Here is a 20,736-nt window from a genome sequence, read left to right on the forward strand (position 1 = left end):
CCCCCGCCCTCCCATCAGCCCGCCCCGCGGGTCCCCCCATCGCGACTCCCGCCACTAGACCCGAGGACAACCTCGACCTCGCTCCCGTCTCCCGCGGCTTCCTGGCCAAAGCCACCCTCGTCACCGCGGTCCTCTCCGTCGCCGGGGCGCTGCTCGGGCTCGCGCGGGATCAGGCGCTCGCGCGGCTCTTCGGGGCCGGGAGCGAGACCGACGCCTTCCTGGTGGCGTGGACGATCCCGGAGTTCGCGTCGACGCTGCTCATCGAGGACGGGCTGGCCTTCGCGCTGGTCCCGGCGTTCAGCCTGGCGTTGGCGCGGCGGGCGCAGGGCGCTCCCGGGGATCCGGTGCGCTCCCTGGTCGCCTCCACGCTGCCTCGCCTCTCCCTGGCCTTCGTCGCCGTGTCCGCGCTGATCGTCGCCGCCGCCCCCTACCTCGTCGAGGCGCTGGCACCGGGCCTGCCCGACCCTGCTCTCGCCGTCGACTGCACCCGGCTCGCCGCGGTCTGTGTGCTGGGCTTCGGACTCGCCGGGTACTGCAGCGCCGCACTCCGCGCCCACCGCAGGTTTCTCGCGCCGGCCTCGATCTACGTGGCGTACAACACCGGCATCATCACGGCGATGTTCGTCCTGGGCGGGCAGTGGGGCGTGCGGTCTGCGGCGATCGGGGTCGCGATCGGCGGCGGGTTGATGGTCCTGGTTCAACTGCCCTCCTTTGTAAGGCAGTTGTTCCGCAAGCAGGTCGCTCAGCCGGAGTCGGGTACGAGCGGCGACCGTGCCGTCACCGCCGCCCTCGTCACGACCGTCCTCCTCTTCGCCCTGTGCAGGCAGTCCCAGACCCTCATCGAGCGCTACCTCGCCTCCACCCTCGACGCCGGCGCCATCTCGCACCTGAACTACGCGCAGAAGGTCGCCCAGATCCCGATGACCCTGTCGATGATGCTGTGCACGGTCACCTTCCCGGTGGTCGCGCGAGCCCTCGCCGACGGCGACATCGAGCGGGCCCGCGCCCGCGTGGAACGGGACCTGGCGCTGGCCACCTGCATGGTGCTGCTCGGCGCCGCCACGGTGATCGCCTGCGCCCCGCAGATCATCGAACTCCTCTTCCAGCGAGGCGCGTTCACCGCCCGGGACACCGCGGCCACGGCGGGGGTCATGCGCGTGTACGCCCTCGGTCTGCTCGGCCAGACCCTGACCGGCGTGCTCGTACGGTCGTACTTCTCCGCCGCCCGCCCCAGCTGGTACCCGGTCGCCGCGATGGCCGCGGGCATCGTCGCCACCTCCTGGATCGGCGCCTGGGCGGTGGGCCCCTGGGGTGTCTGCGGCATCGCCGCCGCCAACGCCGTCGGCATCACCGTGACCGCCGTACTGCTGCTGGCCGGCATGGGTCCCAGAAGCGTCCCGATCCGCAAGCGGGGCGCGCTGCGCGAGCTGAGCAGGCCCGTACGCGCCGCGGTGGTCGCGACGATCGCCGGGACCTTCGTCGCCACGCAGGTGCCGGCCGCCGTGCCCGGGCTCGCCGCGGGCGGCGTGACCGTCGCCGCCGTCTTCGTCCTGCTCGCCCGGGCGCTGGACGCCCAGGGCGTCGTACCCGCACTGAGATCCCTACGCTCCGTCACACGAAGGCTCACGCATGGCCGCTGCCGTTGATTCCGCCCCCGTCCCGTGGATCGCGATGTACCACTCGGTCGGCGACTGCTCCGACGACCCGTACCGCATCACGGTCACACCCGACCGACTCGACCGCCAGCTGGACTGGCTCCGTCGCCGCGGTCTGCGGGGCGTGTCCATGGCCGCGCTGCTGGCCGCCCCCACCCGCAGGGACCTCGTCGGCCTCACCTTCGACGACGGGTACGCCGACTTCCTCGACCACGCCCTGCCCGTACTGCGCAAGCACGACTTCGGGGCCACCCTCTTCGTCCTCCCCGGCCGTCTCGGCGGCGACAACGCCTGGGACCCGCTCGGCCCGCGCAAGCCGCTGCTCACCGCCGACGGTCTCCGCCGGGCCTGCGAGGCGGGCGTGGAGATCGGCTCGCACGGTCTCACCCACGTCGACCTGACCAAGACCGACGACCTGCGGCTCAAGTCCGAGGTCGTCGAGAGCCGGACCGCGCTGGAGGAGTTGACCGGTGCGTCCGTGAAGGGCTTCTGCTACCCGTACGGGACGCTCGACGAGCGCGTCGTCGACGCCGTACGAGAAGCCGGATACGCGTACGCCTGCGCCATCGACCCCGGCCCCCTCACCGGCCCGTACGCCCTCCCCCGTCTGCACATCGGCCAGAACGACACCGCCGTACGCCTCTTCCTCAAGCACCGGCTGCACCGGCTGCGCCGCCGTCCCGTGAAGGGGATCTGAGGTGAAGGCCCTCCACGTCATCACCGGCCTCGGGGTCGGCGGCGCCGAGCAGCAACTGCGGCTGCTGCTCAGGCATCTGCCCGTCGACTGCGACGTCGTGACGCTCACCAACCCGGGCGCGGTCGCCGACGGACTGGTCGCCGACGGAGTGCGCGTCACCCATCTCGGGATGGCCGGCAACCGCGACCTGGCCGCCCTGCCCCGCCTGGTCCGCCACATCCGGGCCGGCGGCTACGACCTCGTGCACACGCACCTGTACCGCGCCTGCGTCTACGGCCGGCTCGCCGCGCGTCTCGCGGGCGTCCGCGCGGTCGTCGCCACCGAACACTCCCTCGGCGACTCGCAGATGGAGGGCCGCAGGCTCACCGCCGGCGTCCGTGGCCTCTACCTGGCCAGCGAACGCCTGGGCCGCGCGACGGTCGCCGTCTCCCCCACCGTCGCCGCCCGTCTGAAGCGCTGGGGTGTGCCCGCCCCCCGTATCGAGGTCGTCCCGAACGGCATCGACCTGCCCCGCTTCCGCTTCGACGCCCTCCAGCGTCTGCACACCCGCCGCCGCCTCGGCCTGCCCGAGGAGGCATACGTCATCGGCGGCATCGGCCGGCTCACGGCGGGCAAACGCTTCGACACCGTCATCCGCGCGCTGGCCCAGCTGCCGGACAACTGCCGGCTGTTGCTGGTCGGCGGCGGCCCGGACGAGCACCGGCTGCGCCAGGTCGCCCGTGCGGCCGGGGTCACCGACCGGGTCCTGTTCACCGGCGAACGCCCCTACGTCCCCGACGGCTCCCCCGGCCCCGATCTGCCGTCCCTCACCTCCGCGATGGACCTGCTCGTCTCCCCGTCGCCCGAGGAGGCCTTCGGCCTTGCGGTCGTCGAGGCGCTGGCGTCCGGGCTGCCGGTGCTCTACAGCTCCTGCCCGGCGGTCGAGGACCTGCCCTCGCAGGCGGCCCCCGGCAGCCGCCAGGTCCTGGGCGGCCCCGACGAGTTCGCCCGCGCGATCGCGACGGCCCGCACCGAGGGCCCCCGCACCCGCACCGCCCCGGACGCCGCCCACCACTACTGCATCACCCGCAGCGCCGCACAGCTGATGGATGTCTACGCCGCCGCAGCCTCGTCGCCCACGTCACCCCAGGGAGTCAGTTCCTCATGACCGAGAACCCCACCGGACCGCGCCGCCCCGCCACGGTCCTCACCCGCGCCAGGACGCTCCCGGCCTGGTCCCTGCTCGCGGCCGGTGCCGTCGCGGGCGGAATGCTGGGCGGTGCGTACAGCCTGACCCAGGCACCGACGTACACGGCGACCAGCTATGTCGTCGCCGTTCCCACCGAGAAGTCCGACCCCGCCTCCGCACTCGGCTTCGCGCAGGCCTACGGCCGGGTCGCGACCCAGCTCGCGGTGCTCGGGGACGCGCAGGTGTGGGCGGGCGTCCCGGTCAGGACTCTGAAGTCGAGCGTGCAGACGGCGACCTCGCCGGACGCCCCGATGGTCGCGATCACGGCGACCTCCTCGCGCCCCGACCTCGCCGCCGACATGGCCAACGCGGTCGCCCGCGCCCTGACCCGGCACGCGGACACCGCCCAGAGCGCCACCAACGTCGAGCTCCAGCAGTTCGCCCGCGCCACCAAGCCCACCGAGCCGTCCTCGGCCTCGCCCGCGGTGACGGGGCTGGTCGGCGCGAGCGCGGGCGGGCTGCTCGGCGGCCTGGTGCTGCTGGTGCGGCCGCGACGGACCGCCGAAGAGCCGGGGCGCCCGGCCCAGGTGCCCGGCCCGGCCGTCGCCGCCGACGCCCACGGCCAGCTGTGACGTACACGACGGAACTCGTCACCGACGACACCGTCTTCGCCGCACTGGCCCTCGACTGGGCGCGTCTGTACGGCCGTTCCTCCACCGCGACCCCGTTCCAGAGCCACGCCTGGCTGCGCTCGTGGTGGCTGTCGTACGGCCGTGACGGACGGCTCCGTGTTCTGGTGGTCCGCGACGGGCGCGACCTCGTCGCCGCCGCGCCTCTGATGCGCGTTCTGCGTCCCGTGCCCTCCCTCGTGCCGCTCGGCGGGGCGATCTCCGACTACGGGGACGTCCTCCTCGACGACGAGCGGGGCGAGAAGCCGGTCGCCGCGCTCACCGAGGCGCTGGCCGCGGCGGCCCGCACCGCACTGGTCGACCTGCGTGAGGTGCGGCCGGGCGGCGCGGCGCAGCGGATCTACGACCACTGGCCCGGGCCGCGGCGCCGGGTCGGCGACTCACTGTGCCTGGAGCTGCCCGCCGTGCCGATGGACGAGCTGGTGGCCCGGCTGCCGTCGGCCAAGGCCCAGCAGCGGGTGCGTGCCAAGCTGCGCAAGCTGACCTCGCTCGGCATCGAACGGCATGTCGTGGAGCCCGACGAGGTCGACAAGGCGCTGCGGCGGCTGCTGGAGCTGCACCAACTCCAGTGGCAGGGGCGGAAGGTGACGAGCGAGCATCTGCGGCCGCGGTTCCGCGAGCACCTGGTGCGCTCGGTCGCTGCGATGGTGCGGTCCGGGGACGCGGTCGTCACCGAGTTCCGGCTGGACGACGATGTGGTGGCCGTCGATCTGACGCTGCTGTCGCGGCGGCTCGCGGGCGGCTATCTGTACGGCGCCCATCCGTGTCTGCGCGAGCGCAAGGCGGATGTGGCGGTGATGCTGCTCGACGCGGCCGGCGACCACGCGCGGGGCACGCTGAGCCTGCTGCGCGGCAACGAGCCGTACAAGCACCACTGGAAGCCCGAACCGGTCGTCAACCAGCGGCTGCTGCTGGCCCGGCGGCGCACCGCCCCGCTGCTGGCGGCGGCGCTGTGCGACGTCACCGCTCGCAGCCGGGGCAAGGAGCTGGTGCGCACGTGGAGGGAGCGCGGTGGCGGCGGGCCCTGACCGACCCGCCGCCACCCGGTCCTCACCGGCTGCGCGACCACCAGTCGAAGCGCATGCACAGCTTCCCGCCGATCCAGTACTCCACCCACTCGCCCAGGTCCATCGGCGAACAGTTGGGCGGGTTCGTCGGAGTGGGGTCGGGCGTCGGGTCAGGCGTGGGCTCGGTGGGCGCCGGTGTCGGTTCGTCGGTGCGTCCGAAGAGCACGGACCGGTAGATCTCCGACGCCGCGGGGTTGTCGTCGCACTGCCAGACGCCGTGCGGACAGTAGTCCGTGAGCGTGTTGTACAGCGGCTTGTGCTCGTCCATCCACGCGAGCATGCGCCGCATGTACTCGGCGTTGTCTCCGTTGCGGAAGAGTCCCCATTCAGGATAGGAAATTGCCTTGCCGTGGGATTTGGCGAAATCCACGTGCTCCTGAAGCCCGTACGGCTCTTTCACCTGCTGGTCGAATGAGATGCCTTCCGGCTGGTCGTACGAGTCCATGCCGATGATGTCGACGGTGTCGTCACCGGGATAGCACTTCGTCCAGCCGATGGCGTCCTGACCGCGGCTCGGCGTGAAATCGAAGCGGAATTTCTGGCCCGGCACCGAACGCATGGTGGTGACGATCCTGTTCCAGTACTTCTTCCAGGCCTCCGGGTCCGGCCCACAGCGATGGGTGTACGTGATGCCGTTCATCTCCCAGCCGAGCACGATGACCGTGTCCGGCACCTTCAGCTCGACCAGCCGTTCGGCGAGGCGGCGGAAGTGGTGATCGAAGTCGCCCCGCGCACCCTGCTGGATCAGCCGCCGGACCTGGTAGTCGGGGACCCGGCCCTCGTTGCGCTCCTGCATGGGGACGTTGAGGACGAACATGCGGTCGTCGCGCTCGTTGCGCCAGTCGGCCCAGGAGTCGAGGAAGTCGGGGGCGCCCTCGATGTTGCTCCAGCGGTCGCCGGGCAGATAGGTGTGGCCGACGCGCAGATCGGCGCCGCCCAGCCAGCGGCTGAGCTCGGAGATACGGTTCACTCCGCGCGGGCCGTAGTCGAGGTAGGCGCCGAAGGCGGGGAGCTCGGGGACGGGCTTCGGCTCGGGCACGATCACCGGGTCGGCGGACGGGGTGGCCGCCGGCGGCTGAGCGGACGCGGACGGAACGGCAGGTACCGCGGGCACCGCCGGCGTGGGAGCGGGAGGATCGCCGGCCTGTACCACCCCCGCTGCGAATCCGGGCCCCGAGGCCAGGGCGGCGGACGCGGCGACCGACGCCGCAATGAACGCCAGCCTTCTGGTCCGGGCCCGTCGCTGCTGTGAGTCCATGCCTGCTCCTTTCTCACTCTCGCGCTAATCCGATAACTGACACTCAGTCATGTGACGACGAACTCCGCCACCGTGCTTGCGGCTTTCGAGTGGCCCTGTCGCCCGCACGGGTGAAACGACCGAAGGAATTGAGTCCGTGTCGCTGTTCGACACCCGCGTCCCCGCCGTACTGCTGCGGATCGACCGAAATCCCTTTCACCACGGAACGCTGGGCGCTGTGCGCTCGCTCGGCAGAGCCGGAGTGGAGGTGCATGTGATCGCGGATTCCGCCGGAAGTCCGGTGGCCCGGTCGCGTTTTGTACGTCAGATCCACCCCCCGCCGCCACCGCGGGCCTCCGCCCCCGACATCGCCGTGGCCCTGCGCCGTATCGCCGCCGGTGTCGCGCGCCCGGCGGTGCTGATCCCGATGGACGACGCGAGCGCGGTCGCCGTGGACGGGCTGCGCGAGGAACTGGCGCCCGCCTATCTGCTGCCCGCCGCGACGGGCCCGCTGGCCGAGCGCGTCGCCGACAAGGCGGAACTGGCCGCCCTGTGCGCCGCCGTTGACGTACCGCATCCGCTCACGCTGATCCCGCAGAGCGCGGCCGAGGCCGCGGGCGCCGCCTGGCGGCTGGGCCTTCCGGTGATCGCGAAGTGGAGCAGGCCCTGGCTGCTGCCGACGGAGAGCGGGCTGCGCAGCACGGTGGTGGTGCGGTCCCCGCAGGAGGCGCGGGAGCTGTATCTGCGCTCGGCGGAGGCGGGCAGCCGGCTGCTGCTCCAGGCGTGTCTGCCGCCCGGCACCGACCGCGACTGGTTCTTCCACGGATACGTCGACCGCTCGGGTGCCGTGCGCGGCGGGGGCGTCGGCGTCAAGCTGCAGGCCTGGCCGCGCGGGGCGGGCCTGACGGCGGTGGGCCGCTGGACACCGGACCCGCGTGTGCAGGCGCTGGCCGAGCGGATCACCGGCGAGCTGGGCTACCGCGGCATCTTCGACCTCGACTTCCGCTGCGACGCCGAGGGCCGCCACCATCTCCTCGACTTCAACCCGCGCCCCGGCGCCCAGTTCCGGCTCTTCAGCGACACCGCGGACCTGGACGTCGTACGCGCTCTGCACCTGGACCTGACGCACCGTCCACTGCCGGACGGGGTGCCGCGGGCCGGGCGGCAGTTCGTGGTGGAGAACTACGCCCCGCTGACCGCGCTGGGCCCGACGCGCGCCGGGCGCGAACGGGCCTGGGGTGCCCGCGACGACCGGGCGCCCGGCTGGGCGATGTGGTGGCTGTGGGGCCGGCATGTGTCCCGCCGCCTGCTGGAACGGTTGCGCAGGCTGTGCACCCCGGCCGGCGACCGGGCGCGCGTGCGCCTGGTGCGCCAGGCGACCGCCTCTCCGCTGACGACCGACCTGACCGACGACGAGAAAGCGAGCAGCCGCTGATGTACGACCTGCTGGTGGTGGGCGCGGGCCCGTACGGCCTGTCCATCGCGTCCCACGCCGCGGCCGCCGGACTGAACGTGCGCGTCTTCGGCCGGCCCATGGCGTCCTGGCGCGATCACATGCCGCGCGGGATGTTCCTCAAGTCGGAGCCGCGGGCCTCCAACCTCTCGGACCCGGAGCGCCGCTGGCGCCTCGACGTCTACTGCGAGGGGCAGGGCGTGACGGCCCGTCACGGGGAGCCGATCCCGGTGGAGATGTTCGCCGAGTACGGCCTGTGGTTCGCCCGCAACGCCGTACCGAAGGTCGACGAGCGCACGGTGTCCCGGGTGGTGGCCCTGCGCCCCGGTGGCTTCGAGACGGTCACCGAGGACGGCGAGGTGCTGCCCTCCCGCACCCTCGCGCTGGCCGTGGGCGTGCTGCCGTTCGTGGAGATCCCCTCGGTCTTCGACGGCATCTCCCCCTCCCTCGTCTCGCACAGCAGCCACCACGGCGATCTCGACCGCTTCCGCGGCAAGGACGTCACGGTGATCGGTGGCGGCCAGGCGGCTCTGGAGACCGCGGCCCTCCTCGCGGAACAGGGCACCCGGGTCCGGGTCCTGGCGCGCGCCGACGAGCTGTGCTGGAACGATGTGCCGCCGCCGTGGCAACGCCCCTGGTGGCAGTCGGCCCGCTCCCCGCACAGCGGCCTGGGCTGCGGCTGGCGCAACTGGTTCTACGCCGAGCGCGCCGGCCTCTTCCGCCGGCTCCCGGAGCCGACGCGGGCCCGGATCGCGGCGACGGCACTCGGTCCGGCGGGCGCCTGGTGGGTGCGGGACCGGGTGGAGCCGGCCGTGGAGGTGCTCCTCGCCCACGAGGTGGCGGCGGCCCGGGCGGTGCCGGGCGGGGTGCGGCTCGATGTGCTGGACCGGGCGGACGGGGCGGGGACCCTGCGCACCCTGGAGACCGAACACGTCGTCGCGGCCACGGGATTCAGGGCGAGCATCGACCGTCTCGGCCTGCTCTCCGACGGCCTGCGCTCGACCCTGGCCACGGGCGCGGACGGCGCCCCGCAGGCCGGCCGGGACTTCGAGTCCCCGTCACATTCCGGTCTGTTCCTGGCGGGCCTGGTGACGGCCTCCGCCTTCGGCCCGGCGATGCGTTTCGTGCACGGTGCGACCTACACGGCCGGTGCGCTGGTACGAGGGGTGCGGCGCCGTCTGCACACCGGTCCGCGCGAGGGGATCGTCCCGGCGCCGGGGCGGCACGGCACGCCGGAGCGGGTACGGCGTTGAGGGGCGCGGGTGCCGGACGGAGGTCGTCCGGCACCCGGCACGCCTACTGGTGGGCCCCGGCCTGCCTACGGCCCCGCCGGTACAGCACGGCCCCGGCCGCGATCATCGCCGCACTGCCGACGGAAGCGGCCAGCAGGGCCTCGTTGCTTCCGGTGTCGGGCAGCTGGGGCGGCGGACCGTGGGGGCCGGGGGGCGTGCTGTCTGTGTTGGTCGGCGGTGTGGGGGTGGGGGTTTCGTCACCGTGGCCGGGCGGCGTGGGTGACGGGGTCGGCGTCTCGTCACCGTGGCCGGGCGGCGACGGCGTCGGAGTCGGCGTCTCGTCACCGTGACCGGGCGGCGTCGGCGTGGGCGTGGGCGTCTCGTCACCGTGGCCGGGCGGCGTCGGCGTCGGCGTGTCGCCGTACCCCGGGGTGTCCCCGTGGCCGCCGGAGCCGCAGTCGTCGCCGTAGGCGGGGTTGAGCCCGCTGATGACGTCCGCCGTGTTCCCGCACGCGTTCACCGGCACCTCGACCGGCGCCTGCGTGTTGTTGCCGGACAGCACCCCGGGCGAACCCTCGGTGCGGCCGTGCGTCGCGTGCCCGGAGGGGCCGTGGCTGCCCCCGCCGTAGCCGGACTCGTCGCCGTAGCCGGAGTCGTCGCCGTACGAGGCGCCGCCCCTGTGCGAACCCGAGTCGTTTGCACAGGAGTTGCCGAACGCCGGGTTCAACAGGGCGATGACATCGACGGAGTTGCCGCAGGCGTTGACCGGCGCGTCGACCGGGACCTGGACGTCGTTGCCGGACAGGACGCCGGGCGAGCCCTTGGCGCCGCCGTTCGCGTCCGAGTCGGCGAGGGCGGGGCTGCTGCCGCACAGGGACAGGATGCTCGTCGCGGCGGCGGCCGCGACCATTCCCCTACTCAGGGTCTGTCGCAATCTCGTTGTCTTCCTGCTTGAAGAAGTGGGAAAAGCCGGCCTTGGAAGGCAACAGAGGCTGTTTCCAAGGCCGGCTCACACAGCCGGAGTGGCTGGGGACGTTACGGCGTCACTTGTTGATGCAGGTGTTGCCGAACGCCGGGTTCAGCAGGGCGATGATGTTGACGGTGTTGCCGCACACGTTGATCGGGATGTGGATGGGAACCTGGACCACGTTGCCGGAGAGGACGCCCGGCGAGTGGACAGCGGCAGCCTCGGCGCCCGCGTCGGCAAAAGCGGGGGCGGCCATGCCCAGGGCCATGATCGCGCCCGCGACGACAGCAGCGGTCTTCTTCATGAGCTTTCCCTTCTCTGCGGTCATGCCCCTATGACGTGACCTGCAGGCTGTAAACGAGGGATAGACAGCCGAAGAAACTACGGAACGTGAGTCGCCTGGTAATTCACTCGAACGCCTTCACAGAATTGACACGAGAAGCCCAACCGAGGAGGAACGGTTCACCTGAGTGACGCAAAACGCTCGGGCAGCCCACGTGAATTCACGAGCCGCCCGAGCGATTTCAGAATCCGACGGATCAGCGGTTGCCCTGACCGTTACCCGCGAGGGCGGAGATGTCGCTGAGGATGTGCGAGGCGGGCTCGTCACCCTTGGCCTGCGTCGAGTTGTCGGCGCACTGCTGGTTCTGCGCGGCCGACAGGACCGGGATGTCCTGGGCCACGCCGACGGCGGCGATGAGACCGACGATGCCCTGGGCGTTCGCCTTCACCGGCAGGCCGACACAGAGCTTGTTGGCCGTGCTCTGCACCAGCGTGGCCTGCGGGCTCATGTCACCCTTGGTGATGGAGTTGCCGAACTTCGAATCGGCGTGGTTGCCGCTGGCGGACTTGGTGCCGTCGTCGTTCCCGATGGCCATGGCCGGCGACGCCGCACCTACGACGGAAGCGGCGACCGCCGTGGCGGCCATTGCCTTCTTCAGCATTTCAGTTCCTTTCCTGGGTGCATCACCGAGACGCACGCTCCTGCCCTCGCATCAACCAACCCCGCGGGGTTTGGTTTCGGCACTTCACTCGATCGGGCCGCGGCTCCCCCGGAATTCACGGAATCGCGGAATGGGCCATCGGAGTGAAGCGGAGGAACCAAGCAGCCGCCGGACAGTTGACCAGAACGCTCCGGTGGACGGGGTTTCTCCAGAAGGGACTAGCAAGTGATCAAGAAGGTTCTGGCTACCGCCGCGGTCGCCGCCTCCGTCGTGGGCGCCGCCTCCCCCGCCATGGCTATCGGCAACGACGACGGCACCAAGTCCGCCAGCGGCAACGGTGCGCACCAGTCGTTCGGCAACTCGGCCACCTACGGCAAGATGAGCCCGCAGATGGCACTCATCCAGGGCTCGCTCAACAAGCCCTGCATCGGCCTGCCCGCGAAGGCGAACCTGCAGGGAATCGTCGGCCTCGGCGCCATCGGCGTCCTCCAGGACGTGCCGATCCTGTCGGCCCCGCAGAACCAGCAGTGTGTCGAGAACTCCACCCAGGCCAAGGGCGACGAGCCCCTGTCGCACATCCTGGACGACCTGTCGCACATCCTGGACGACATCTCGGTCCTGGCCGGCAACGGCACGGGCAACCGCTGAACCACCCTCGGGGACTGAAGTTCCTGAGCATTGGGGCCGCATTCTGAGTCCCCGTCAGCGGGCCGCCGACTTCTCGGCGGCCCGCTGTTTTAGCGTTCGGCGCGTGACGATGAAGAGAACCCTTTCTTCCCTCGCAGTCCCCGGACTCGTCCTCGCGACGACCGCGACGCTCCTCGCCAGTTCCGCACTCCCCGAACGACAGGCGCCCAAGGCCCTGAACATCCTGCTCATGGGCACGGACGGCCGGGACACCATCTCCGCCGCCGAGAAGCGGAAGTTCCACGCCGGCGGCATCGCCTGCAACTGCACCGACGTCCTGATGCTCGTCCACGTCTCCGCACGCCGGGACCGCGTCAGCGTGGTCAGCATGCCGCGGGACTCCTACGCGGACATCCCGCCGTACCGCGAGGAGTCGACCGGCGAGGAACGCGGGCCGCATCCCTTGAAGATCAACGGCGCGTACGACGAGGGCGGGCCGGCGCTCACCATCAGTACCGTCGAGTCGATGACCGGGATGCGGATCGACCGGTATGTCCAGGTGGACTTCCGGCGCTTCATCGACGCCGTGAACGACGTCGGCGGCGTCGAGGTGTGCACCTCGCGGACCTTGAAGGACTCGGCCACCAAGCTGAACCTCAAGCCCGGCAAGCACCGGCTGGACGGCGGTCCCTCGCTGCAGTACGTCCGCTCCCGGCATGTCGACACCAGCGCCGATCTCGGGCGGATCCAGCGCCAGCACCGGTTCCTGGTGAACGCGCTGCGCGGGCTCCGGGCCAAGAAGGCGCTCACCGATCCGGTGGGCATGGCGCGCGTGACGGGCACGCTGCTCGGCAAGGGGCAGGTCGAGCAGGGCTTCGACGCCAGGGAAATGGTGCAGCTGGCGGCGGCGCTGCAGAAGGTGCCGGCCAAGGCGATCGAGTTCACGACGGTGCCGATCGCCGGCTTCAACGAGACCCGCCCGGACATCGGTTCGACGCTGGCCTGGGACATGAAGCGGGCGGACGCGATGTTCGCCAAGCTGCGCGCGGACCGGCCGCTGCTCAAGGCCGACGCGAACCCCGGGCTCAAGGACCCGCCGGGCCTGAAGGGCTACGGTCCGGTGCGGGGCAGCTCTCTGACCTGCAAATGAGCTCGTACGACCGGGGCGCCCGCGTGGTTCGCGGGTGCGCTGGGCCAATCGGGGCAAAGAGCGCAACCCCGGCCGGGGTGCGGCAGTTGACGATCATGCAGCTCCTCACCGGAGTCCGCTTTTCGAAGGGAATGAACATGAAGAAGCTGTGGGCTTCCGCGGCTATCGCCGCCTCCGTCGCCGGTGTCACGGCCGCGGGCGCGCCCCAGGCTCTTGCCATCGGTGACGGCGACGGCACCACCTCCGCCAGCGGCAACCACGCCTCGCAGGAGTTCGGCAACTCGGCGACGTTCGGCGACATGAGCCCGCAGCTCTCGCTGGTCCAGGGTTCGCTGAACAAGCCCTGTGTCGGCCTGCCGGCGAAGCTGAACGCGCAGGGGATCGTCGGTCTCCTCGCCCTCGGTATCGCCCAGGACGTGCCGATCCTGTCGGCCCCGCAGAACCAGCAGTGTGTCGAGAACTCCACCCAGGCCAAGGGCGACGAGCCCCTGTCGCACATCCTGGACGACCAGCACAACGGCTGATTCTCGGATCTGCGCCACGGCGGGTCACCGGTTCCACCGGTGGCCCGCCGTTCGGCGTCTCACTTGCGGTAGATCGCCTCGATGTCCTGCGCGTACGCCGACAGCACCGCGTGCCGTTTGACCTTCAGGGACGGCGTGAGCATGCCGTTGTCCTCGGTGAACTCGCCCTCGACCAGGGTGAAGGCACGGATCGACTCGGCGCGGGAGACGGCCTCGTTGGCGTAGTCCACGGCCTTCTGGACGTCGGCGCGCAGCCTCGGGTCCTTCACCAGCTCGGACAGCGGGGTGTCGGCCGGCATCCTGCGGACCGACAGCCAGTGGCTGATCGCCTCGGGTTCGAGGGTGATGAGGGCGGCGACGAAGGGGCGGTTGTCGCCGACCACGAGGCACTGGCCGACCGGGGGGCGGCTGCGCAGCCGGTCCTCCAGGACGGCCGGGGAGACGTTCTTGCCGCCTGAGGTGACGATGATGTCCTTCTTGCGGCCGGTGATGGTGAGATAGCCGTCCTCGTCCAGGGAGCCGAGGTCGCCGGTGGCGAACCAGTCGTCGGTGAGTACGGCGTCGGTGGCGGCCGGGTTGTTCCAGTAGGCGCCGAAGACGATGCCGCCCTTGATGAGGACCTCCCCGTCGTCGGCGATGCGGACGGCGGTGCCGGGGACGGGCGGGCCGACCGTGCCGGGGCGGGGTTTCAGGGGCGGGACGATGGTGGCGGCGGCCGTGGTCTCGGTCAGTCCGTAGCCCTCGTAGACGATGATCCCTGCCGCGTAGAAGAACAGGTTGAGGTTGCGGTCGAGCGGGGAGCCGCCGCTGATGGCGTAGCGCATCCGGCCGCCGAGCTCCTTGCGGACCCGGCGGTAGACCAGCAGGTCGTACAGGGCCCAGGCGGCGTAGAGACCCGGACCCGGGCCCTTGCCGCGGTCGAGGAACTTGTCCAGGTACTGCTCGCCGAAGCGGACGGCGATGCGGTCTGCGCGGTCGAAGGAGGCGCCGCGGCCGAGCTTCTCGGCGGTGGCGCGGCCGGTGTCGTGGATCTTCTCGAAGAGGTACGGCACACCGACGAGGAAGGTCGGGCGGAACTCCTTGAGCGCCGGGCGGAGTTCGTCCGGCTTGATGCTCGGGCAGTGGCCGATCTCGATGCGGGCCATCAGACAGGCGATCTGGAGGGTGCGGCCGAGGATGTGGGCGAGGGGGAGGAAGAGGAGGGTGGAGGCGACCTGGCGGGTGACCTCCTTGAAGATCGGGTGGAGCAGCTCGACCGTGTTGGCGGCCTCGGCGTGGAGGTTGGCGTGGGTGAGGACGCAGCCCTTGGGTTTTCCGGTGGTGCCGGAGGTGTAGCAGATCGTCGCGACGGTGTCGGGGGTCAGGCTCGCGCGGCGCTTGGTGACCTCCTCGTCGGGGAGGTCCGCGCCGAGGGTCCTGAGTTCGGTGAGTGCCTGGGCGTCCAACTGCCAGACCCGCGGCCGCTCCTGGTGGCCGGCCGTGCCCGTCGTCACCGTGTCGGCGTTCTCCGCGGTCTCGGTGACGACGAAGCGGGCGCCGGAGTCCCGGATGATCCACTCCACCTGCTCGGCGGAGGAGGTGGCGTAGACCGGGACGGTCTGGCCGCCCGCCGCCCAGATCGCGAAGTCCAGGACCGTCCACTCGTAGCGGGTGCGGGACATCACCGCGACGCGGCCGCCCGGTTCGAGACCGGCGGCGATCAACCCCTTGGCGGTGGCGGTGACTTCGCGGGCGAAGGCGGTCGCGGTGACCGGGTGCCAGGTGTCCCCTTGCTTTCGGCGCAGGACCACCGCGTCCGGCGCCTCGGTGGCGTTGGTGAACGGGAGATCGGCGGTGCTGCCGGTCGGTGCGGGCGGGGCGAGGGGCGTGGTGCGGGCCTCTCGCACCACGCCCCGCTCGTCCCGAGTGATCTCGACCTTGGCGCGGATGGCCAGGTCGGTGCGTTGTTTTGCCCTCTTCAGATCCTTGCGTACGCCCATGACGGCCCCCAGTCGGCTCTGACTGGGGGGTAACTTACTCATGCGTAAGGAAAGGTCAATCCCCGTGGCGGTTCGCCTGGTCGATGGCCTCGGCGAGCTGTGTCACGTCCTCGTCCTCGGTGCTCTCGGCCAAGTCGTGGGCGCGTTCGCTCAGTTCGCCGAGGGACGGGGTGCCGGGCAGGGGGCTGAACTCGGCGCCGTAGGAGCGCAGAGTGTCGGCGAAGTAGGCGGCGACAGCGGTGACTTGGAGGCGGGGGCCCGCTTCCCAGAGGTCGCCGTCGAGGTCCTCGCTCTCCAACTGGCCGGACTCCTCGTGCGGGGTGCGGGACTCGGGGTCGAGCCAGCGGACGCTCGCGGTGGCGAGGTGGCCGTCGGTGCCGGATTTGTGGCGGACGGCGTAGAGGGCGGTGACGGTGTGGCCGGGGCCGATCTCGCCGCCGTCGACGCTGTCGTCGCGGAAGTCCTCGTCGTCGACCCGGCGGTTGTCGTAGCCGACGAGACGGAACTCCTTGACCGTTTCGGGGTCGAAGGCGACCTGGGCCTTTGCGTCGCGGGCGGTCAGGTCGATGTTCCGCGGGAGTTGCTCGACGAAGACCTTTCGGGCGTCGTCCTCGTCGGAGACGTAGGCGGTGTGGCCGTCGCCCTTGTCGGCGAGCTGCTCCATGAGCTGGTCGCCGTAGTCGCTGCCGACTCCGACGCCGAAGAGGGTGATGCCGTGCTCGCGGCGTTCGCTCGCGATGCGTTCGAGGATGGTGTCGGCGTCGGTGTCGCCGGTGTTGGCGAGGGCGTCCGAGATGAGGACGACGCGGTTGGTGGCGCCCTCGCGCAGGCCGTCCTCGGCGGTCTCGTAGCCGGTGTCGACGCCGGCGCCGAGGTTGGTGGAGTCGGTGGGTTCCAGGCCGTCGATCGCGTCGTGGACCTCGTCGCGGTTGCCGTCCAGGCGGGTCATCGGCAGGACCCGCTCGGCCTCGTCGCTGAAGGTGACGATGGCGACCGAGTCGTCGTCGCGGAGCTGGTCCGTCATCGTGTCCAGGGAGTCCTTGGCGAGGTCGAGGCGGCCCGGCTCGGCCATGGAGCCGGAGATGTCGATGACGAAGGTCAGGGCGGCCGGCGGGCGTTCCTCGCCGTCCTCTGCGGCGCGGGTGGCGAGGCCGACGCGGACCAGGGACCAGTCGTCCTTGTCGGTGCGGGCACCGTCGACGGTCACCGTGAAGCCGTTGCCGTCCGGACGGTCGTAGTCCTGGCGGAAGCTGTTGACGAACTCCTCCGGGCGGACCGTCGAGGGGTCGGGCAAGCTGCCCTCGGCGAGGGTGCGGCGTGCGTAGCCGTAGGAGGCGGTGTCGACGTCGAGGGCGAAGGTGGAGAGGTAGTCGGGCTCGGGGGCGACGTCGCGGGAGTCACTGTCCGGGCTGTCCGGGCTGCTTCCCTGTTGCTCCCCCTCCGGCGCGGGTGCGTAGCCGCCGCCCTTGTTGCCGCCGTCGTACGAGGATCCGTTCGCGCCGTCGCCGCTCGCGCTGCACCCCGTCAGCAGCAGGCCGCCCGCCGCGGTGAGCGCGAGCAACGCGGCGCGCACGCGTCGTATTCGATACTGCTCCATGTTCCGTGCCCCCTTGGTCCGTTGACGTCGACCTTTGTGACTGTGACGGGCCAGGGGGCCACAACGTGCGCTACGGAGCGTTGCGGAAGCGTCTCGAAGAGGCCACGGAGCAGGGCCGTTGAGACCGGTAGGTGATCCTCCGGTGACCTAGGACACCACGTCCTTGCGGGCGAAACCGCGGAAGGCCAGCGCGAACAGCACGAGGGCGTACGTTATCGAGACCGCGGTGCCCTGGATCATGCCGGACCACTCGGGAGTGGGCTGGACGGCGTCCGCCCAGGCGAACTGCCAGTGCGCGGGCAGGAAGTGGCGCCAGTCGCCGAGGGCGGTCACGGCGTCCAGGACGTTGCCGACGATGGTCAGGCCGACGGCGCCGCCGACCGCGCCGAGGGGGGCGTCGGTCTTGGTCGAGAGCCAGAACGCGAGCCCCGCGGTGACCAGTTGGGAGACGAAGATGAATCCCACGACGACGACGAGCCGCTGTGCCGCCGTTCCCGGGTCGAGTGAACCCCCGGTGGGGAGCTCCAGCGGGCCCCAGCCGTAGGCCGCCGTGCCGACGGCCAGCGCGACGACGGGCAGCAGGATCATCGCGGCCAGGCTGAGGCCGAGGCCGACCATGAGCTTGGACCACAGGAGCCGGGCCCGGGGTACCGGGGCCGCGAGGAGGTAGCGCAGGGAGGACCAGCCGGCCTCCGAGGCGACCGTGTCCCCGCAGAACAGGGCGACCGGGATGACCAGCAGGAAGCCCGCCGACACGAACAGGTTGACCGCGGCGAAGTTGGCGCCGGACGCGGTCGCCGTGTCCATCAGGGAGACCGTGTTGTTGCGGCCGCCCGGCTCGCCGCCGATGGCGAAGGCGACGAGCAGGACGAAGGGCAGGGCGGCGAGGATGCCGCCCATGACGATCGTGCGGCGGCGCTTGAGCTGGCGGACCAGCTCCACGCGCAGGGGGAGCGTACGGCCCGCTTTGTAGCCGGAGGCCGTCTCGGTCAGCGTGCTCACGCGGCACCTCCGATCAGGGTGAGGAAGGCGTCCTCCAGGCGGCGGTGCGGGCCCACCGACTGGACGGGCACCTCGAGCCGGACGAGTTCGGCGACCAGGCGCTCGGCGCTGCCGTCGGTGTCGAGGCGGATCAGGATGCCCTCGTCGGTGCGGAGCGCCGAGGCGATGCCGGGCAGGGCCGCCACCTTCTCGACGATCGGCTCCTCGACGGGCGAGGCCGTGCCGACCAGCAGGGTGTCGCCGGAGCCGATGATCTCGGCGACCGGGCCGGCCTGGACGAGGCGGCCGCGGTCCATGACCACGAGATGGGTGCAGGTCTGCTCGACCTCCGCCAGCAGATGGCTGGAGACGATGACCGTGCGGCCGGCCGCCGCGTAGCGGATCATCACCTCGCGCATCTCGCGGATCTGTGGCGGGTCCAGGCCGTTGGTCGGCTCGTCGAGGATGAGCAGGTCCGGCAGGCCGAGCATGGCCTGGGCGATGGCCAGGCGCTGGCGCATGCCCTGGGAGTACGTGCGGACCGCGCGGGCCAGTGCGTCGCCGAGGCCGGCGATCTCCAGCGCCTCGTCCAGGTGGGAGTCCTCGGCCGGGCGGCCCGTCGCCTGCCAGTACAGCTCCAGGTTCTCGCGGCCCGAGAGGTGCGGCAGGAAGCCCGCGCCCTCGACGAACGAGCCGACCCGGGACAGGACCGGGGCGCCGGGGCGGATCGCGTGACCGAAGACCCGGATCTCGCCGCCGTCCGGCTTGATCAGGCCCATCAGCATGCGGAGGCTGGTCGTCTTGCCGGCGCCGTTGGGGCCGAGGAGGCCCAGCACCTGGCCCTTCTCGACGCGGAAGGACAGGTCACGGACGCTGTAACGGTCGCCGCCCGCGTACTTCTTGCTCAGGTCGGTGATCTGGAGCGGGACTTCGGCCAGCTCCGGGTCCGGGTCGGGCATGGCCGTGCGGCGGCGGCCCGTCAGAAGCAGGAGCAGCGCGAGCACGGCGCCCCCGAGGGGCAGCCACCAGACCCAGGAGGGCAGTGGGGCGGCCGCGGTGGAGACACCGGGGGCCGTGGGGACCTCGAGGTCGCCCTTCAGGGAGACGGTGTACGTCGCCGGGGCGGCCGGGGAGGCGTAGCCGAGGTCCGTGGAGGCGAGGACCAGGCGCAGGCGGTGCCCCGTGTCGATCTTGTGGTCGATCGCCGGGAGGGTGATCGTCACGTCCTTGCCGGACTTGGCGCCCTCGACACGGACGGGTGAGACCAGCTGGGACGGCAGTACCTGCCGGGTGCCGTTCGGGCTCACGTCGTAGACCTTGGCGAACAGGACGGCGTCGTCGGACGTGGACTTCACGTGGACGGTGGCCGTCGGGGCGCCGGTGATGCGGAGGTCGTCGGTGACCGGCTTGGAGTCGAACCGGGCGAACTGGCCCGGGAAGTCCAGGGAGACCCCGACGCCCAGCGAGGAGAGCTGGGTGAGGCCGGAGCCGCCGAGGCCGGGGAGGGCGGAGACGGCGGGCGGGTTGGCGCCGGCCGGGTTGGCGAAGTCCTGCTCGCGGCCGGTCAGGGCGATGGACTTCCGGCCGCTCTCCAGGCCGGGGTAGGTGTCGTCGCTCGCGCCCCGCAGCTGCGCCGCGCCGTCGGTGGAGTCGACGCCGCCGGTGCGGGTGACGCGGAAGGCCGGGCCGGTGTCGGTGGTCTTCTGGTCCTTGAGATAGCGGTCGAACCAGGACCGCACACGGGACTGGACGCGGCTCGTCTCCATGTCGCCGCCGTCATGGCCGCCCGCGATCCAGTCGACGTCCACGGGGGCGCCGTTGGCCTTGATCGCCTTCTCGGCGGCGTCGGCCTGGTCCAGCGGGAAGAGGGAGTCGCTCTGGCCCTGGATGAGCAGGGTCGGGACCTTGATCCGGTCGCCGACCGCGGAGGGCGAGCGTTCCTCCAGCATCTTCTCGGCCGCGGCGTCCGGGGTGCCGGACTCGGCGACGCGCTGGTACATCTCGCAGATCCGCGGTTCGAACTTGTCGCAGCCGCCGCCGGTGTTGACGAAGATGCCGGCCCAGAGCTTCTTGAAGACGCCGTTCGGGAAGAGGGCGTCCGAGAGGTTCCAGTAGGTGATCGCCGGGGCGATGGCGTCGACGCGGTCGTCGTGGCCGGCGATGAGAAGGGCGATCGCGCCGCCGTACGAGCCGCCCGCCATGCCCACGCGGGGGTCGCCCTTCTTGTCGAGCTGGACCGTCGGCTGCTCCGCGAGCCAGTCGATCAGTTTCTCGACGTCGGCCACCTCGGCCTTCGGGCCGTTGAGGCCGACCTTGCCCGTCGACTTCCCGAAGCCGCGGGCGGACCAGGTGAGAACCGCGTAGCCGTCCCGGGCGAGGGCTTCGGCCTGTTCGCGTACGTCGTTCTTGCTGCCGCCGAAGCCGTGGCCGAGGAGGACGGCGGGGTGTCTGCCGGCGGCTTCGGGGGTGAAGTACGAGGTGTCTATGCGTACGCCGTTCACCGCCATGACCCGGTCGGACTGGTGCACCGGGGGCGCGTCGTCGTCCGCGACGGCCGTCCATGTACCGGCACCGGCGAGCACGACGACGGAGGCCGCGGCGGCGATCCACCGTCGCGGCCTCCGAAGGCGCCCTCGCAGTCCGGGGGGTCGAAGATCCATGGTTCAACGGTACGGGGTGAAACTGTCGGATCGTTATCGACCGAGGGCTGAACTCGGGGACCTTCCACGGGGGTACGCGGTCGTTCTCGTATACCGCGTTCGCTGTATG

At 71.4% G+C, this 20,736-nt stretch carries 18 protein-coding genes; 10 read left to right on the forward strand and 8 right to left on the reverse strand.

Annotated features, from left to right (window positions below; genetic code table 11):
• Positions 1-38 precede the first annotated feature (38 nt).
• The 5 genes from murJ to TN53_RS33015 are packed head-to-tail and all read left to right on the forward strand — an operon-like array spanning position 39 to position 5,237.
• The gene (gene murJ, locus TN53_RS32995) at positions 39-1,646 is read left to right on the forward strand and encodes a lipid II flippase MurJ (RefSeq protein WP_063776284.1); all 1,608 of its coding nucleotides are present in this window, start codon (positions 39-41) and stop codon (positions 1,644-1,646) included.
• Positions 1,630-2,352, forward strand: coding sequence for a polysaccharide deacetylase family protein (locus TN53_RS33000; protein WP_046262447.1), 723 nt, complete (start codon positions 1,630-1,632; stop codon positions 2,350-2,352). The genes murJ and TN53_RS33000 overlap by 17 nt, the downstream gene beginning before the upstream one ends.
• A 1-nt stretch (position 2,353) precedes the next feature.
• Complete coding sequence (locus tag TN53_RS33005) at positions 2,354-3,499, forward strand: glycosyltransferase (RefSeq protein WP_046262448.1); 1,146 nt, start codon at positions 2,354-2,356, stop codon at positions 3,497-3,499.
• Positions 3,496-4,152, forward strand: a complete 657-nt coding sequence (locus tag TN53_RS33010) for an LPS biosynthesis protein (protein ID WP_046262449.1) — start codon at positions 3,496-3,498, stop codon at positions 4,150-4,152. Before TN53_RS33005 ends, TN53_RS33010 begins: the two co-directional genes overlap by 4 nt.
• Positions 4,149-5,237 carry a GNAT family N-acetyltransferase gene (locus TN53_RS33015; RefSeq protein ID WP_046262450.1) on the forward strand — a complete coding sequence of 363 codons (1,089 nt, stop codon included), beginning with the start codon at positions 4,149-4,151 and terminating at the stop codon, positions 5,235-5,237. Before TN53_RS33010 ends, TN53_RS33015 begins: the two co-directional genes overlap by 4 nt.
• A 22-nt stretch (positions 5,238-5,259) precedes the next feature.
• Here the strand turns inward: TN53_RS33015 and TN53_RS33020 are convergent, their stop codons facing one another.
• On the reverse strand, positions 5,260-6,534 hold the full coding sequence (locus TN53_RS33020; protein ID WP_046262451.1) for a glycoside hydrolase family 26 protein: 1,275 nt from the start codon (positions 6,532-6,534) through the stop codon (positions 5,260-5,262).
• Between the two features lie 136 nt (positions 6,535-6,670).
• On the opposite strand from TN53_RS33020, the gene TN53_RS33025 reads away from it, so the two are divergent.
• Together TN53_RS33025 and TN53_RS33030 are read left to right on the forward strand one after the other, a co-directional pair.
• Complete coding sequence (locus TN53_RS33025; RefSeq protein WP_046262452.1) at positions 6,671-7,948, forward strand: hypothetical protein; 1,278 nt, start codon at positions 6,671-6,673, stop codon at positions 7,946-7,948.
• Positions 7,948-9,219 (forward strand): NAD(P)-binding domain-containing protein, encoded by a 1,272-nt coding sequence (locus TN53_RS33030; RefSeq protein ID WP_046262453.1) that lies wholly within the window; start codon positions 7,948-7,950, stop codon positions 9,217-9,219. Before TN53_RS33025 ends, TN53_RS33030 begins: the two co-directional genes overlap by 1 nt.
• Before the next feature lie 43 nt (positions 9,220-9,262).
• Here the strand turns inward: TN53_RS33030 and TN53_RS49380 are convergent, their stop codons facing one another.
• From TN53_RS49380 to TN53_RS33045, 3 genes are all read right to left on the reverse strand, one after another.
• Positions 9,263-10,108 (reverse strand): chaplin, encoded by an 846-nt coding sequence (locus tag TN53_RS49380; protein ID WP_046262454.1) that lies wholly within the window; start codon positions 10,106-10,108, stop codon positions 9,263-9,265.
• 133 nt (positions 10,109-10,241) lie between these two features.
• Positions 10,242-10,469 (reverse strand): chaplin, encoded by a 228-nt coding sequence (locus TN53_RS33040; protein WP_046262455.1) that lies wholly within the window; start codon positions 10,467-10,469, stop codon positions 10,242-10,244.
• A gap of 235 nt (positions 10,470-10,704) precedes the next feature.
• Positions 10,705-11,109 (reverse strand): rodlin, encoded by a 405-nt coding sequence (locus TN53_RS33045; protein WP_046262456.1) that lies wholly within the window; start codon positions 11,107-11,109, stop codon positions 10,705-10,707.
• 225 nt (positions 11,110-11,334) lie between these two features.
• On the opposite strand from TN53_RS33045, the gene TN53_RS33050 reads away from it, so the two are divergent.
• From TN53_RS33050 to TN53_RS33060, 3 genes are all read left to right on the forward strand, one after another.
• Positions 11,335-11,757 carry a rodlin gene (locus TN53_RS33050; RefSeq protein ID WP_046262457.1) on the forward strand — a complete coding sequence of 141 codons (423 nt, stop codon included), beginning with the start codon at positions 11,335-11,337 and terminating at the stop codon, positions 11,755-11,757.
• A gap of 109 nt (positions 11,758-11,866) precedes the next feature.
• A complete protein-coding gene (locus TN53_RS33055; protein WP_234441757.1) occupies positions 11,867-12,886 on the forward strand; it encodes an LCP family protein in 1,020 nt (339 codons plus the stop codon).
• A 137-nt stretch (positions 12,887-13,023) separates the two neighbouring features.
• Entirely contained in the window at positions 13,024-13,410 is a 387-nt protein-coding gene (locus TN53_RS33060; RefSeq protein ID WP_046262487.1) for a rodlin, read from the forward strand.
• 59 nt (positions 13,411-13,469) lie between these two features.
• On the opposite strand, the gene TN53_RS33065 is transcribed toward TN53_RS33060, so the two are convergent.
• From TN53_RS33065 to TN53_RS33080, 4 genes are all read right to left on the reverse strand, one after another.
• Complete coding sequence (locus tag TN53_RS33065; RefSeq protein WP_046262459.1) at positions 13,470-15,389, reverse strand: AMP-dependent synthetase/ligase; 1,920 nt, start codon at positions 15,387-15,389, stop codon at positions 13,470-13,472.
• 55 nt (positions 15,390-15,444) lie between these two features.
• Complete coding sequence (locus TN53_RS33070) at positions 15,445-16,986, reverse strand: vWA domain-containing protein (RefSeq protein WP_046262460.1); 1,542 nt, start codon at positions 16,984-16,986, stop codon at positions 15,445-15,447.
• Between the two features lie 147 nt (positions 16,987-17,133).
• Positions 17,134-17,988 carry an ABC transporter permease gene (locus tag TN53_RS33075; protein ID WP_046262461.1) on the reverse strand — a complete coding sequence of 285 codons (855 nt, stop codon included), beginning with the start codon at positions 17,986-17,988 and terminating at the stop codon, positions 17,134-17,136.
• Positions 17,985-20,627: a CocE/NonD family hydrolase gene (locus tag TN53_RS33080; RefSeq protein WP_046262462.1), complete on the reverse strand. Its 2,643-nt coding sequence runs from the start codon at positions 20,625-20,627 to the stop codon at positions 17,985-17,987. The genes TN53_RS33075 and TN53_RS33080 overlap by 4 nt, the downstream gene beginning before the upstream one ends.
• Positions 20,628-20,736: the final 109 nt, after the last annotated feature.

Source organism: Streptomyces sp. WM6386 (genome assembly GCF_000972385.1).
In the GTDB taxonomy this organism is placed as follows: domain Bacteria; phylum Actinomycetota; class Actinomycetes; order Streptomycetales; family Streptomycetaceae; genus Streptomyces.

Bases quoted from the DNA above. Each gene is read 5' to 3' on its own strand.
- TN53_RS33000 (WP_046262447.1), top strand. From the start codon at position 1,630: ATGGCCGCTGCCGTTGATTCCGCCCCCGTCCCGTGGATCGCGATGTAC.
- TN53_RS33010 (WP_046262449.1), top strand. From the start codon at position 3,496: ATGACCGAGAACCCCACCGGACCGCGCCGCCCCGCCACGGTCCTCACC.
- TN53_RS33020 (WP_046262451.1), bottom strand. From the start codon at position 6,534: ATGGACTCACAGCAGCGACGGGCCCGGACCAGAAGGCTGGCGTTCATT.
- TN53_RS33030 (WP_046262453.1), top strand. From the start codon at position 7,948: ATGTACGACCTGCTGGTGGTGGGCGCGGGCCCGTACGGCCTGTCCATC.
- TN53_RS49380 (WP_046262454.1), bottom strand. From the start codon at position 10,108: ATGGTCGCGGCCGCCGCCGCGACGAGCATCCTGTCCCTGTGCGGCAGC.
- TN53_RS33040 (WP_046262455.1), bottom strand. From the start codon at position 10,469: ATGAAGAAGACCGCTGCTGTCGTCGCGGGCGCGATCATGGCCCTGGGC.
- TN53_RS33045 (WP_046262456.1), bottom strand. From the start codon at position 11,109: ATGCTGAAGAAGGCAATGGCCGCCACGGCGGTCGCCGCTTCCGTCGTA.
- TN53_RS33055 (WP_234441757.1), top strand. From the start codon at position 11,867: ATGAAGAGAACCCTTTCTTCCCTCGCAGTCCCCGGACTCGTCCTCGCG.
- TN53_RS33060 (WP_046262487.1), top strand. From the start codon at position 13,024: ATGAAGAAGCTGTGGGCTTCCGCGGCTATCGCCGCCTCCGTCGCCGGT.
- TN53_RS33065 (WP_046262459.1), bottom strand. From the start codon at position 15,389: ATGGGCGTACGCAAGGATCTGAAGAGGGCAAAACAACGCACCGACCTG.
- TN53_RS33070 (WP_046262460.1), bottom strand. From the start codon at position 16,986: ATGGAGCAGTATCGAATACGACGCGTGCGCGCCGCGTTGCTCGCGCTC.
- TN53_RS33080 (WP_046262462.1), bottom strand. From the start codon at position 20,627: ATGGATCTTCGACCCCCCGGACTGCGAGGGCGCCTTCGGAGGCCGCGA.